The organism is Aminobacter sp. 01T433 (genome assembly GCF_056398585.1).
Window position 1 is genome coordinate 577,092 of record NZ_JBFTPR010000005.1, and the last position, 13,361, is coordinate 590,452.

Annotated in this window: 15 protein-coding genes; 4 read left to right on the plus strand and 11 right to left on the minus strand. The window is 62.2% G+C overall.

Features of this window, described 5'->3' with window-relative positions; translation table 11 throughout:
- Position 1: 1 nt before the first annotated feature.
- Genes sdhA through sdhC form a run of 3 tightly spaced genes read right to left on the minus strand, consistent with a single transcriptional unit; the run spans position 2 to position 2,658 of the window.
- A complete protein-coding gene (gene sdhA, locus AC1DLV_RS12135; protein ID WP_476800291.1) occupies positions 2-1,837 on the minus strand; it encodes a succinate dehydrogenase flavoprotein subunit in 1,836 nt (611 codons plus the stop codon).
- Positions 1,838-1,841: 4 nt separating this feature from the next.
- On the minus strand, positions 1,842-2,240 hold the full coding sequence (gene sdhD / locus AC1DLV_RS12140) for a succinate dehydrogenase, hydrophobic membrane anchor protein (protein WP_476800292.1): 399 nt from the start codon (positions 2,238-2,240) through the stop codon (positions 1,842-1,844).
- 1 nt (position 2,241) lies between these two features.
- A complete protein-coding gene (gene sdhC, locus AC1DLV_RS12145; protein ID WP_476800293.1) occupies positions 2,242-2,658 on the minus strand; it encodes a succinate dehydrogenase, cytochrome b556 subunit in 417 nt (138 codons plus the stop codon).
- A gap of 409 nt (positions 2,659-3,067) precedes the next feature.
- Here sdhC and AC1DLV_RS12150 point away from each other — a divergent pair, with 409 nt between their 5' ends.
- Entirely contained in the window at positions 3,068-3,421 is a 354-nt protein-coding gene (locus tag AC1DLV_RS12150; protein ID WP_476800294.1) for a hypothetical protein, read from the plus strand.
- A 13-nt stretch (positions 3,422-3,434) separates the two neighbouring features.
- On the opposite strand, the gene AC1DLV_RS12155 is transcribed toward AC1DLV_RS12150, so the two are convergent.
- The 6 genes from AC1DLV_RS12155 to rplS all read right to left on the minus strand — a co-directional run bounded on the left by AC1DLV_RS12155 (position 3,435) and on the right by rplS (position 10,102).
- Positions 3,435-4,652, minus strand: coding sequence for a GGDEF domain-containing protein (locus AC1DLV_RS12155; RefSeq protein WP_476800295.1), 1,218 nt, complete (start codon positions 4,650-4,652; stop codon positions 3,435-3,437).
- A gap of 176 nt (positions 4,653-4,828) precedes the next feature.
- Positions 4,829-6,238: a 3-isopropylmalate dehydratase large subunit gene (gene leuC / locus AC1DLV_RS12160; RefSeq protein WP_476800296.1), complete on the minus strand. Its 1,410-nt coding sequence runs from the start codon at positions 6,236-6,238 to the stop codon at positions 4,829-4,831.
- 251 nt (positions 6,239-6,489) lie between these two features.
- The gene (locus tag AC1DLV_RS12165) at positions 6,490-7,047 is read right to left on the minus strand and encodes an MgtC/SapB family protein (RefSeq protein WP_476800297.1); all 558 of its coding nucleotides are present in this window, start codon (positions 7,045-7,047) and stop codon (positions 6,490-6,492) included.
- An 80-nt stretch (positions 7,048-7,127) separates the two neighbouring features.
- The gene (locus AC1DLV_RS12170) at positions 7,128-7,952 is read right to left on the minus strand and encodes an amino acid ABC transporter permease (RefSeq protein WP_476800298.1); all 825 of its coding nucleotides are present in this window, start codon (positions 7,950-7,952) and stop codon (positions 7,128-7,130) included.
- A gap of 178 nt (positions 7,953-8,130) precedes the next feature.
- The gene (locus AC1DLV_RS12175; RefSeq protein WP_476800299.1) at positions 8,131-8,928 is read right to left on the minus strand and encodes a transporter substrate-binding domain-containing protein; all 798 of its coding nucleotides are present in this window, start codon (positions 8,926-8,928) and stop codon (positions 8,131-8,133) included.
- 625 nt (positions 8,929-9,553) lie between these two features.
- A complete protein-coding gene (gene rplS / locus AC1DLV_RS12180; protein WP_476800300.1) occupies positions 9,554-10,102 on the minus strand; it encodes a 50S ribosomal protein L19 in 549 nt (182 codons plus the stop codon).
- Positions 10,103-10,458: 356 nt separating this feature from the next.
- Between rplS and AC1DLV_RS12185 the strand changes: the two genes are divergently transcribed.
- The 3 genes from AC1DLV_RS12185 to AC1DLV_RS12195 all read left to right on the plus strand — a co-directional run bounded on the left by AC1DLV_RS12185 (position 10,459) and on the right by AC1DLV_RS12195 (position 12,020).
- The gene (locus AC1DLV_RS12185) at positions 10,459-11,214 is read left to right on the plus strand and encodes a sulfite exporter TauE/SafE family protein (protein WP_476800301.1); all 756 of its coding nucleotides are present in this window, start codon (positions 10,459-10,461) and stop codon (positions 11,212-11,214) included.
- 93 nt (positions 11,215-11,307) lie between these two features.
- Positions 11,308-11,604: a type II toxin-antitoxin system HigB family toxin gene (locus AC1DLV_RS12190; RefSeq protein ID WP_476800302.1), complete on the plus strand. Its 297-nt coding sequence runs from the start codon at positions 11,308-11,310 to the stop codon at positions 11,602-11,604.
- Positions 11,604-12,020, plus strand: coding sequence for a helix-turn-helix domain-containing protein (locus AC1DLV_RS12195; protein WP_476800303.1), 417 nt, complete (start codon positions 11,604-11,606; stop codon positions 12,018-12,020). The genes AC1DLV_RS12190 and AC1DLV_RS12195 overlap by 1 nt, the downstream gene beginning before the upstream one ends.
- A 20-nt stretch (positions 12,021-12,040) precedes the next feature.
- On the opposite strand, the gene trmD is transcribed toward AC1DLV_RS12195, so the two are convergent.
- Together trmD and rimM are read right to left on the minus strand one after the other, a co-directional pair.
- Positions 12,041-12,742 carry a tRNA (guanosine(37)-N1)-methyltransferase TrmD gene (trmD, locus tag AC1DLV_RS12200; RefSeq protein ID WP_476800328.1) on the minus strand — a complete coding sequence of 234 codons (702 nt, stop codon included), beginning with the start codon at positions 12,740-12,742 and terminating at the stop codon, positions 12,041-12,043.
- Positions 12,739-13,341: a ribosome maturation factor RimM gene (rimM, locus tag AC1DLV_RS12205; protein ID WP_476800304.1), complete on the minus strand. Its 603-nt coding sequence runs from the start codon at positions 13,339-13,341 to the stop codon at positions 12,739-12,741. Before rimM ends, trmD begins: the two co-directional genes overlap by 4 nt.
- Positions 13,342-13,361 lie beyond the last annotated feature (20 nt).

The following is a 13,361-nucleotide window of genomic DNA, read 5'->3' on the forward strand; positions in this document are numbered from 1 at the left end:
TCTAGTACACCCGCGCCTTGGGTGCGATCTTGGCGAGGCTGATGCCGCCGTCTTCTTCCTTGAGCAGCGGCTCGGTGTGCACCGGCCGGTAGGTCAGCGTCACCTTGCCGTCCTCGGCGACGTGGGCCAGCGAATGCTTGCGCCAGTTGGCGTCGTCGCGGGCGGAGAAGTCCTCGCGCGCATGCGCGCCGCGGCTTTCCTTGCGCGCTTCAGCTCCATAGACGGTGGCAATCGCGTTCGACATCAGGTTTTCGAGTTCCAGCGTCTCCACCAGGTCCGAGTTCCAGATCATCGAGCGGTCGAAGACCTTGATGTCCTTCATCTCGCCCCAGATCTGGGAGATGCGCTTGCAGCCCTGCTCGAGCGAATCCTGCGTGCGGAACACGGCGGCGTCGTCCTGCATCGCCTTTTGCATCTTCTCGCGCAGCACTGCCGTCGGCGTGCCGCCATTGGCGTGACGCAGGCGGTCGAAGCGGTCCATGATCTTTTCGACCGAGGCGGCGTTGGGGGCTGGGATCGGCGCGTTGCGGTCGACCACTTCACCGGCGCGGATCGCCGCCGCGCGGCCAAACACGACCAGATCGATCAGCGAGTTGGAGCCCAGGCGATTGGCGCCATGCACCGAAGCGCAACCCGCCTCGCCAACAGCCATCAGGCCGGGCGACACGCGGTCAGGATTGCCCTTGGTCGGGTTCAGCACTTCGCCCCAATAATTGGTCGGGATGCCGCCCATGTTGTAGTGCACCGTCGGCAGCACGGGGATCGGCTCGCGGGTCACGTCGACGCCGGCGAAGATTTTTGCCGACTCGGAGATGCCAGGAAGCCTTTCATGCAAGACCGCCGGATCGAGGTGGTCGAGGTGCAGGAAGATGTGATCCTTGTTCTTGCCGACGCCGCGTCCTTCGCGGATCTCCAGCGTCATGCAGCGCGAAACCACGTCGCGCGAGGCCAGGTCCTTGGCCGACGGCGCATAGCGCTCCATGAAGCGCTCGCCCTCGGAATTGACGAGATAGCCGCCCTCGCCGCGCGCGCCTTCGGTGATCAGGCAGCCCGAACCGTAAATGCCGGTCGGGTGGAACTGCACGAACTCCATGTCCTGCAAGGGCAGGCCGGCGCGCGAGGCCATGCCGCCGCCGTCGCCAGTGCAGGTATGGGCCGATGTCGCGGAGAAATAGGCGCGGCCATAGCCGCCGGTCGCCAGCACAACCATTTTCGCCGAGAAGCGGTGGATGGTGCCGTCATCCAGGTTCCAGGCAACGACACCCGTGCAGGTGCCATCCGGCTCCATGATCAGGTCGAGCGCGAAATATTCGATGAAGAACTGGGCGTTGTGCTTCAGCGACTGGCCATACAGCGTGTGCAGGATGGCGTGGCCGGTACGATCGGCAGCAGCGCAGGTGCGCTGCACGGGCGGACCATCGCCATAGTTCATCATGTGGCCGCCGAAGGGGCGCTGGTAGATCTTGCCTTCTTCGGTGCGCGAGAACGGCACGCCGTAATGCTCGAGCTCGTAGACGGCGGCGGGTGCCTCACGCACCAGATATTCCATCGCATCGACATCGCCGAGCCAGTCCGAGCCCTTGACGGTGTCGAACATGTGCCACTGCCAGGAGTCAGGGCCCATGTTCTGCAGCGAGGCTGCGATACCGCCTTGTGCTGCGACCGTGTGCGAACGGGTCGGAAACACCTTGGTGATGCAGGCGGTCTTCAGCCCTTGCTCGGCCATGCCGAGCGTGGCGCGCAGGCCGGCACCGCCGGCACCCACGACAACGACGTCGAACTTGTGATCGACATAGGTATAGGCGGAAGCTCCGCTGGTCTTGCCGTCCTTGGCCACCTTGTCAGCCTCCAAATGCCAGTTTGAGCAGGGCGAACAGCGAGGCGACGCCGACCGCTATGGTAAAGAAAGTGTTCAGCATGATGAGCGTCAGCTTGAGCAGCTCGCCATGGATGTAGTCCTCGATGACGACCTGCATGCCAAGCCGCATGTGGTAGAGGCCCGAGATCAGCATCAGCGCCATCACCAGCGATACGAACGGGTTGGCGAGCGAGGCGCGGACGGTCGCGAAATCGGCACCGTTGAGCGCGATCAAAAGGCCGACGAAAAACAGCATCAGCGGAATATTGGCGACCGCAGTCAGGCGCTGGCGCCAGAAATGCTCGGTGCCTTCGCGGGCGGAGCCCAAGCCGCGCACTTTGCCGAGCGGCGTGCGCATGTCGTTGTTGTTGCTGCCGCTCATGTCAGGCTCCCCGCACCATGTAGCCGACGATCCAGATCAGCGCCGTCAGCACCACCGATGCGACCAGCGATGTCCAGGCGATCTTGGATGCCGTGTGCTTTTCGAGCCCGGCACCGGCGTCCCAGACAAGATGGCGGATGCCGCCCAGCATATGCAGCATCAGCGCCCAGGTGTAGCCGAGCAGCACCAGCTGCCCGATCCAGGTGCCGAACACCCAGCTGACGAATTCGAAATAATGCTGCGAGGTCGCCGCAGCGATCAGCCACCAGGCGACCAGCAGCGTGCCGAAATAAAGCGCCCCGCCGGTGATGCGGTGCAGGATCGACGTCGTCATGGTGATCGGCGGGCGATAGATCGAAAGATGCGGCGACAAGGGCCGCGCTCGTACTGTCGATTGGGTTGCTTGTGATTTGCTCATGGCTCCCCCGGTCTGCATCCGAGCGTGGCTATGTTTGAATACGGCGCCGCCGCACCGTTTTGCGACGTCGGACTGCGCGCTTTCTAATGCTCTTTTTGCACCGCGTCAAAGTCGGAAAACCGTTCTGGCGCACCTATTTAGTCGCAGCCGATGGGCTGGCCTGCCTTCAATCGATTGAAGCCGCAAGCCGCCACCCGGATGGGTAAGCAAGTACCCGCTCGGCCCAGCAAAACCGGCGGCAAACACCTGCCCGATGGCGCAACCGCCGCCCTACCCGTCCGTTGACACGGTTGGGGTGCTCAATCTCTTCATGTAAAATTAACCATGTTTCTTAATCTTTGCCGCCCAAGCCTTAACAAAGATTAAGAAACGATTAATCTCCGATTCGACAAACCACGGAGATGGCGCCATGCGTCTGACACTGGCCTTGACCGCAACTGCATCGCTGGCCGCAACCATTGCCTTTTCTGTCCCGGCATCGGCCGGCGGCTGGGACCGTGATCGCGCCCATGCCGATTCGTTCGGCAATCTCGTCATCGAGGGTGCTGCCGGCTACAAGCGCATCCTGGTCGGCCAGGGTAGTTCGGCGCGAAAGATGTCGAACTACCTGAATGCGGGCGCACCCAAGGTCGTCTATCTCGACCAGCAGAGTGAACTTACCGCCAGCAATTGCTACCGTCCGCCGATGCTGCTGAAGGGCCGCGGCTATATGTATGGCTTTTCCGAGGGCGTCATTCCCCAGCCCGGCCTGCGCTGCCGCTGACCGATAGATATCACTACCGGACCGGCGGCTTGATGCCGAACGGCACCACGGTCGAATCCGAGAACACGGGAGCGGTTCCCGAAACCCTGACGCAATCGCGCCCGTCCTTCTTGGCTTCGTAGAGCGCCGCATCCGCGCGTATCATCAGATGATCTATCCCTTCGCCTGCGGCGAGTTCGGCGACGCCGAAGCTTGCAGTAAAGCGGCAGTGCGGCGGCAGGCCCTCGATCGGCAGGCCGGAGAAGGCGCTACGCGCGCCTTCGGCAAACAATCGTGCCGACGCCAGATGCGCGCCCGGCAGCATGATGGCGAATTCCTCGCCGCCGATTCGCCCGGCGATATGGTGGCCTGCCTTGGATTCGCTGACGAAGCGCGCGAACGCCTCGATGACGCGGTCGCCTGAGGCGTGGCCGTAATTGTCGTTGATCGACTTGAAATGATCGAGATCGGAGATGATCAGCGTCACCGGCAGCCCCTGCCGCGTCGCCTCGCGCAGCGCTGTTTCGGCCCGCCGCTCGAAACCGCCACGGTTGAGCAGCCCCGACAGCGCGTCAGTCTCCGACTTCTGCGTCACTTCGGCAAGGATGTCGCGCACCAAAATGACCAGCAGCAACAGCGCGATGGACAGGGCGAACACCGTCCCCAATGCCTGCGAAACCATCGCATAGGTGCTCTGCAGATAAAAATGCGGGTCCGCACCGGATCCGCCGACGGCGAGTGCCAGATAGGGCTTCGAGAAGAACTGCAGCGCGCTTGCCAGCAACACGCCCGAAAGCACGTAATCGAACTGGCTGAGCGCCTGGCGCGACCGCAAGACGAGCACCGCGCCGATCACCTGGGCGATGGCATAGGGCGTCTGGAACGTCATCATGCGCAACAGCGAGTCGCGCTCAAGCCCTTGCGTCAAATAAACGGCAATGGTCGCCACGACAAAGAATGCAGCCATAGACCGCAAAGGTGGTGAAGCGTCGTAACGGCGCGCCAGACCGACATTCATGATCAGCAGTGTCGCAAGGAACGCGGCAAAATTTATGGCTGCGATCAGACGCGTGTCTTCAAACAGCGGGATGGCGAATTCAGTACCGATATAGACGATGCCGGTGGCGTAGCAGAGCGCGAACCAGCGCGCGGCAACACGCCTGGCATCATAGATCGCGATGGCCATGAACGCGCCGGCCAGCAGGCCTGCAACGAACACGTTGATCGCGAGGATGAATTCCGCACCACTCATCGTTTGACGCCGCCTCTCCTCTCCAAGACCAAAACATACCAGCGAGAAAAAGACGTTAACGTGACCCTATGGCCGCGGCCCGTTTCAACTCATCCTCAACAAATAGCAAAAGGCGGCGGAACAATTGCTCCGCCGCCTTCGCATGAACATGTCAGCCGGTTTGTCCGGCTGGCCCTTTAGTGCCAGTCGCGAATGTCGACGAAGTGGCCTGCGATTGCCGCCGCAGCCGCCATCGCCGGCGACACCAGATGGGTGCGGCCCTTGAAGCCCTGGCGTCCCTCGAAATTGCGATTCGACGTCGATGCGCAACGCTCATGCGGCTTGAGCCGGTCATCGTTCATCGCCAGGCACATCGAGCAGCCCGGCTCGCGCCAGTCGAAGCCGGCGGCAACGAAGATCTTGTCGAGGCCTTCGGCTTCCGCCTGCTCTTTCACCAGGCCCGAGCCCGGCACGATCATTGCGCTGACCGTAGAAGCCACCTTGCGGCCCTCGACGACCTTGGCGACGGCGCGCAGGTCTTCGATGCGGCCATTGGTGCACGAGCCGATGAAGACACGGTCGACCGAAATGTCGGTGATCTTGGTGCCGGCGGTCAGGCCCATATAGTCGAGCGCGCGCTTCTTGGAGTTGCGCTTGTTCTCGTCCTCGATGACTTCCGCATCCGGCACGACGCCGGTGATGGCGACGACGTCTTCGGGCGACGAGCCCCAGGTGACGATCGGCGGCAGCTTGGCTGCGTCGAGAACGATCACCTTGTCGAAATGCGCGCCTTCGTCGGTGTGCAGCGTCTTCCAGTATTCGAGCGCCATGTCGAAAGCCTTGCCTTTCGGCGCGCGCGGCTTGTCCTTGACGTAGGCGTAGGTCGTCTCGTCAGGCGCGATCAGGCCAGCGCGGGCGCCACCTTCGATCGACATGTTGCAGATGGTCATGCGGCCTTCCATCGACAGCGCGCGGATCGCTTCGCCGGCATATTCGATGACATAGCCGGTGCCGCCGGCGGTGCCGATCTCGCCGATGATGGCCAGCACGATGTCCTTGGCGGTGACGCCTTCCGGCAGTTGGCCATCGACACGCACCAGCATGTTCTTGGCCTTCTTCTGGATCAGCGTCTGGGTGGCGAGCACATGCTCGACCTCCGACGTGCCGATGCCATGTGCCAAGGCGCCAAAGGCACCATGCGTCGAGGTGTGGCTGTCGCCGCAGACAATCGTCATGCCCGGCAGCGTGAAGCCCTGCTCGGGACCGACGATGTGGACGATGCCCTGGCGCTTGTCGTTTTCGGAGTAATATTCCACGCCGAAATCGGCCGAGTTCTTGGCCAGTGCTTCGACCTGGATGCGGCTTTCCTCGTTCTTGATGCCGTTCTTGCGGTCTGGCGAGGTCGGCACGTTGTGGTCGACGACGGCGAGCGTCTTTTCGGGATGACGCACGGCGCGGCCGGTCATGCGCAGGCCTTCGAACGCCTGCGGGCTCGTCACTTCGTGCACGAGGTGGCGGTCGATGTAGAGCAGGCAGGTGCCGTCGTCCTGGCGGTCGACGATATGGTCGTCAAAAATCTTGTCGTAGAGGGTGCGCGGTGCGCTCATGATCTTGGATCCGTCGATATGAACTGGGGAAGGCTGAGGCGCCGAAAGCCCGTCGGCTCGGCGAAAACGACTAGATAAGTCGGCTGGTCAACGCGCCTGAAATCCGGGCAAAGAAACGCGACGGCAGGCGCTTGTGGTCCTGCAGCACGAAACCCTTGTAGGCCGGATCTCCAAAGAGCTCTTCCATGGCCTGCTCATATCAATGTTTTCGACTTCGGGCAATTGCTGACCGAGGCGCCGCTGGTGCTGGGTCACCCCGCCTGGCTGCGCCTCGGCTTTGCCTGCGATTTCCGTGCTGCGGGTTGCTCGTCCTTCTTGTCTGCGCTCAGGTTGAACCTGACTTCAAGCGAGTGCATCAATCCCATCACCACAAGCACCATGAAGGTGCCGAAGCCTGCGATCTGCCAGAAGCCGAGTCCTGCAGCGAGGCCGATTGCGCCGGCCAGCCACATGCCGGCACCGGTGGTCAGTCCCTGGACCTCCCCGCGTGCAAACAAGATGGTGCCGGCGGCAAGGAAGGCAACTCCGGCCGTCACCGCTTCGACGGCGCGGATCGGATCGACCTTGATCGCCTCTTTCATCGCACCCGACGCAAACATCGGCGCATGCACGATCTCGATGGTGAGGATGCCAAACGTCGCCGCAGCCACGCACACCAGCACATGTGTCCTCAGGCCCGCCGGCCGATTGCGCCATTCGCGCTCGAATCCGATCGCAGCACCGCAGATCGTTGCCAGCAAAAGCCTGGCTACGATCACCGGAAACGAGGTGTAGGTGGGATGGCCGAATTCTTCGACGAGTTGTTCCATGAGGCCCCTCAAGCTTGTTCGGCCCCCAACGCGCCGGGTTGCCTCGAGGTTCCACAGCGAGACCCGCCCATCCGCTCATTCTACTCGCGCGGCTCGGAACCTCGCCTCAGGCGCCTTTCCAGCGCGCGCAATGCCAGCGACAGGCTAACCGTCAGGATCAGGTAGACATAGGCGACGATGGAATAGGTCTCGAAAAAGCGAAACGAGCCCGAGGCATATACCTTGCCCATCTGGGTGATGTCGGCGACGCCGAGCACCGAGACCAGCGAGGAATCCTTGACCATGGCGATGAAGTCGTTGCTGTAGGGCGGCAGGATGGTCTTGAACGCCTGCGGCCACACGATGTGGCGAAAGCGCCGGTAGCGCGACAGGCCGAGCGCCTTGGCCGCCTCGATCTGGCCGACGTCGACGGCCTGGATGCCGGCCCGAAAGATTTCGGCGATGAACGACGAGTAAGCGATCATCAAGGCGATGATCGCCCGCCACAACAACGAGAAGTCGCGCACCTGCATCGGATCGACAAGTCCCGCCGCCTGCAGCGGCCCGGTCGCCCAGTTCCAGAACGCCACCCAAGCCGGTGCGCCGACAAACGCCACCCAAAACAGCAGCACCAGGATCGGCACCGAGCGGATGATCTCGACATAAAAGCGCGAAATCTGGCGCAGCCAGATCGAGCCGGACAGCCCCATCAAGGCAACGCCGAGCCCCAGCGCTGAGGCCAGGGCAAAGCCGACGATGGTGACGAAGACGGTGATGCCGAGGCCCTTGGTGACGACGGCAAAAACCTGGCTGTAGAGATCGTTGGCGGCGATGGCGACGCCTGCCGCAATAGCGATCAGCCCGCCAGCCACCAGCCACCAGGGAAAGTCGGGTTTCGTGCCGGAACGGGACGTGGACTGCGCCATCAGATCGGCAATGCCAGCTGATCTCCCCCTGTGAGGGGGGTGAGAAGCGGTCGCTGCAGGCGACGAAAAGCCAATTGCTTGGCTTTTCGAGTGGCGAACGCGCGAAGCGCCGAGCCGGCAGGCCAGAGGAGGACAACGTGGAGCACGAACATCAATCCGTATCGCCAGACGTCGTCGCCTACTGCCCCATCTTGTAGTCGAGGAACCACTTCTTGTTGAGCGCGTCGATCGTGCCGTCGGCCTTCATCGCCGCGATCGCCGCGTTGATGGGGGCAACCAGATCCGAGCCCTTCTTGAAGATGAAACCGAAATCCTCGCCGCCGAGCGGTTCGCCGATGATCTTGAGCTTGCCTTCGGAGGCATCGACATAACCCTGCGCTGCCACGCCGTCCGTCAGCACCAGATCGACATCGCCGGTCTTCAGCGCCTGCACGGTCGCGCCAAACGTCTCAAACAGCTTGATGCGCGGGTTCTGCTCGTTGCCGTCGAGCACGTCATAGACCGACACGAAAAACGGCGTCGTGCCCGGCTGTGCCGCGATCAGGCCGTCCTTCAGAGCTGCGAAGCCCTTGTGGTCGGTGAAGCGGCTTTCGTCGCTACGCACCAGCATGCGCATTTCCGAATGGATATAGGGATCGGAGAAGTCGACCTTCTCCTTGCGGTCTTCCTTGATGGTGATGCCGGTCATGCCGATCTGGTACTGGCCGTCGGCCACCGCCTGGATCATCGCGTCCCACGAGGTGTTCTGGTACTCGACCTTGAAATTCAGCCGCTTGGCCATCTCGTCCATGGCATCATATTCCCAGCCGATCTGCTTGCCGGTCTTGGGATCGACGAACTGCAGCGGCGGATAGGCGTTCTCCGTCACCACAACCACGGTCTTGCCGCCGAGATCCGGCAGGTTCTGGGCCATGGCGACAATGGGCAGAAGCACGACAGCCAGCGCGCCGGCCAGCGACAGTTTGAAATTCTTCATGATTGCGTTCCCCAAAACACAAGACCGGCTTCACCGGTCGACTTGCGCCAGACTTTAGACTCCCCGCACGGGGTTGCAAGCATGCTCGCTCAACCGGGACCCTCGTCTCACAGTTGTTATTTGCGTCTTTGCCGGCCGAAACGAAATACCTCTCGGCTATCGCTTCGATTGACCATGAAACACGCCGGAGACAATCGCCTGGGTCAACGGCGTCCCACCGTTACGATGACGCCTTATCTTGACGGTCGGGTTTGGCCGTCAGCGGTCGGGAAGCAATTGGGAATGCGGGCAACCATGCGAAGCAGATTACTGTCGTCGGCTTTGGCCGCTGTCTTCTGCGGGCCGTTCATCCTCGCTTTATGGGGCCTTCAGTCGGCAATCCGGTCCGAGCCGGTGTTCTGCTCAAGCGCTACAAGCTACACGACCACATCGAGCGCGCCTGCGACTAACCTTGCCGCCTGCCCCTCGGCTGCCATTGACCATCCTCGCGACCGCGGCTTGGGCAGTGAAACGAGCTGGATCGTGGCCGTCTATCGCTGAGGCCGCATCGTTCCCGCCAAAAGCGCCTCCCCAAAATGCAAAAGGGCGGCCGAAGCCGCCCTTTCGAAAACCATTATGCCGATGATTACTCGGCTGCCGGCTCAGCGGCTGCTTCAGCTGCCTTGGCGGCCTCGGCTGCTGCCTTCTTCTCGGCGGCTTCCTGAGCGGCCTTCTCGGCGGCCAGCGCCTGGGCTGCGGCAATCTTTTCGGCTTCGATACGGGCCTTCTCGGCGACCAGCGCTGCGCGCTCGGCGTCGTTCAGCTTGCGGGCGCGCACGCCGGTGTTCTCGACGATACGAGCCGACTTACCGCGACGATCGCGCAGGTAGTACAGCTTGGCGCGACGCACCTTGCCGCGACGGACGATCTCGACGCCCTCGATCATCGGCGAGTAGACCGGGAACACGCGTTCCACGCCTTCGCCATAAGAGATCTTGCGGACGGTGAAGTTTTCCTGGAAGCCCGAGCCGGCGCGGGCGATCACGACGCCTTCATAGGCCTGGACGCGGGTACGCGTGCCTTCGGTGACGCGCACCTGGACGCGCACGGTGTCGCCGGGCTGGAATTCAGGCAGGACGCGCTTGGCTTCGATCTTGGCGGCCTGTTCGGCCTCGAGCTGGCGGATGATATCCATCTCAAAAATCCACTTCTTGTTCTTCCGACAGCCAGAGCGCCCAACGCTCGCCTTGCAGTTCCAATGACCGCTCGGTTATGCCTTCTTCCCTCGCGGGTCTTCTGGCAGGGGCGACTACACCGTCACTATTGACGGGTCCGGTCGATTATTCGTCCGGTTCGGGCGGGCACATACCGCTATTTCAGCCATTTGTCACGCCTTTGCCGCTTCTTTTTTGCGACCATGACGGTGCAGCCAAGGCATTGTGGCTGCTTCATATACCTTGGACCATCCCGCCGCCATCGGCAAGCCATGGCTTGCATCGCTCGCCGCAGCTTCCTACAGACCCAAAAGCGCACCAGCAAAACAGGCAGCCCGTGTCCCTCATCACCGTCGGCATCCTCTTTCTCGCGGGCTTCCTGTCGGGCGTCGTCAACGCCATCGCCGGCGGCGGCACCTTTTTGACTTTCGGCGCCCTCACCATGGCCGGCCTGCCACCGATCTCGGCCAATGCCACCTCGTCTATCGCCCAGTTCCCCGGCTACATCACCTCGACCTACGCCTATCTCAAGGACATCCGCCTGATGTGGCGCGGCGCGCTCGGTCTCGCCGTCATCTCGGCCATCGGCGCACTGATCGGTTCGCTCGTGCTTTTGTCGCTCGACAATGTCGCCTTCGGCGCGCTGGTGCCATGGCTGCTGCTTGCCGCAACCGCGCTGTTTGCCGCCGGTCCCTGGCTACGCCCGAAAAAGCTCACCGACCGGCCTGAGGGCGCACCCACCTCGCTTGCCGGGCGTTTCGTCCAGTTCTTCACCGCGATCTATGGCGGCTTCTTCGGCGCCGGCATGGGTGTGATGATGCTGGCCACCCTCGGCCTCACCGAAGGCGGCGACTACCATCGCCTCAACGCGCTCAAGAACCTGCTCTCTATCGTCATCGCCGCGGTCGCCATCGTCATCTTCGCCTCCGGCGGCGTCGTTGCCTGGACGGCAGCGGCGATCATGGTGCCGGGCGTGGCGCTTGGCGGCTATGCCGGCGTATGGACCGCGCGCCGCGTACCCCAAGGCATCGTCCGCGCCCTAGTCGTCGCCATCGGCCTGTTTTTGGCTTTTTACTATTTCACGAAGGACTGAGGCGTCAGGCGCTTCGGGTGAACGCCAACCAGAAATTTCCCAAATTGGGAACGTTGCCCTTGTTCCCATTTTGGGAAAGCGCTATATGAAAGCGTGCAGATACTGAGCAAGAAGACCCTTCGCGAATTCTGGGCAAAGCACCCTCAAGCGGAACGTCCTCTGACAGCTTGGTATCACGCTGTCAGTAAGGCGGCCTGGGCGGGTCCGGCCGAAGTGAAGACCGACTTCGGCGCAAACGTTGATTTCGTCGCCGACAACCGCATTGTCTTCGACATCGCCGGCAACAAATACAGGCTGGTGGCGCATGTCAGCTACTCATTCAAGCGCGTGCTGATCAAGTTTGTCGGAACCCATGCCGAGTACGACAAGATAGACGTGGAGAAAGTGTGATGGAGAATATTCGCCCCATCCGAAACGATGACGATCTGGCGTGGGCGATATCAGAGGTCGCCACATATTTTGAGAACGAACCCGAGCCCGGCAGCGCAGACGCCGCGCGCTTTGATGTTCTGTCCACGCTGATCGAGGCCTACGAAGACAGGCATTATCCGATCGAAGCACCGGACCCCATCAATGCCATCATTGCCTATATGGAAATGCGCGATCTCAAGCAGCGCGATCTGGCCATTGTCTTGGGCTCGGCATCCCGGGCCTCTGAAATTCTGCACCGCAAGCGCATGCTAAACGTGGACATGATTCAGCGGCTCTACACGCACTGGCGAATTCCCGCTGAGACGCTTATCCAGCCCTATCACCTGGCAGCAGTGTCAGAGTTTGCAACAGCAGAAAAGTCGGCTACCCGGTAGCAGCCTGCCGGAAGCGAAACCTACCGCTTCTTCTCCGCCCGCCCAGCCCAAAGGTCCGGCCGCCGCTCAGCCGTCAGCTTCTCTGCCTCGGCGCGCCGCCATTTGGCGATCTTGCCGTGGTTGCCCGAGGTCAGCACCTCGGGGATGGCCCGGCCCTCGAACTCCTGCGGCCTTGTATAGTGCGGGTGCTCCAGCAGACCGCCTTCAAAACTCTCTTCGTCGCCTGATATCTCGTTGCCCATCACCCCGGGCAACAGCCTGACGACCGCATCGAGCAGCACCAGCGCCGCTGGCTCGCCACCTGACAAAATGAAGTCGCCGACCGAAATCTCTTCCAGCTCGCGCGCGTCGATGACGCGCTGGTCAACACCTTCGAAGCGTCCACACAGGATCACGGCCCCCGGCCCGGCTGCCAACTCACGTACGCGCTCTTGCGTCAGCGGCTTGCCGCGTGGGCTCATCAGGATGCGCGGGCGCCCATCGCCCTCGGGCGAAGCGCTGTCGATCGCCTTCGCCAAAATATCGGCGCGCATCACCATGCCTGCACCGCCACCTGCCGGCGTGTCGTCAACCGTGCGGTGTTTGTCGGTGGCGAAGTCGCGAATCTGCACCGCTTCGAGCGCCCAGTCGCCACGCTCCATCGCCCGCCCTGCCAAGGACACCCCCAGCGCCCCCGGAAACATCTCCGGATAAAGCGTGAGAACGCTGGCTCGGAACATCAGCGATTGCCCCCGGCATCCTTCGGACCACGCGGACGGCCTTTGTGCTCGAACTCGCCGTCGGAAGGCGCGTTCGCGTCGTCTTCATCCTCAACCAGCCCAGCTGCAACCGTGTCGATGCCAACGAAGCCGCCTGATATGTCGACAACCGGCACCGCAGCATTGGTGAACGGGATCAGCACGCCCCTGCGGCCCTGATACTGGATTTCCAAAATGTCGCCGCCGCCGAAATTCTGCACGGCTAGCACCTTGCCGACCGGCTCGCCATTTTCGTCGCGAACCGCAAGCCCGACCAGATCGGTATGATAGAACTCGCCCTCCTCGCCATCGTCGGGAAGTGCCGAACGGTCGACGAAAAGCTCGGTGTTGGTCAGCGCTTCAGCAGCATTGCGGTCGTTGACACCCTTGAAGCGCACCACCACCACCTCATTGGCCGGACGGATGGCTGCGATCTCGAAGGCGCGGCCGTCCTTGGCATAAAGCGGCCCATAGTCGGCCAAGGCCAGCGGGTCACCGGTAAATGTCTTGACGCGCAGCTCGCCCTTGATGCCGTGGGCGGCGCCGATCACGGCCATCTGGATAGGATTTTGGGGTTTGGCCATCGCCTGCTTCACTGCTTGCT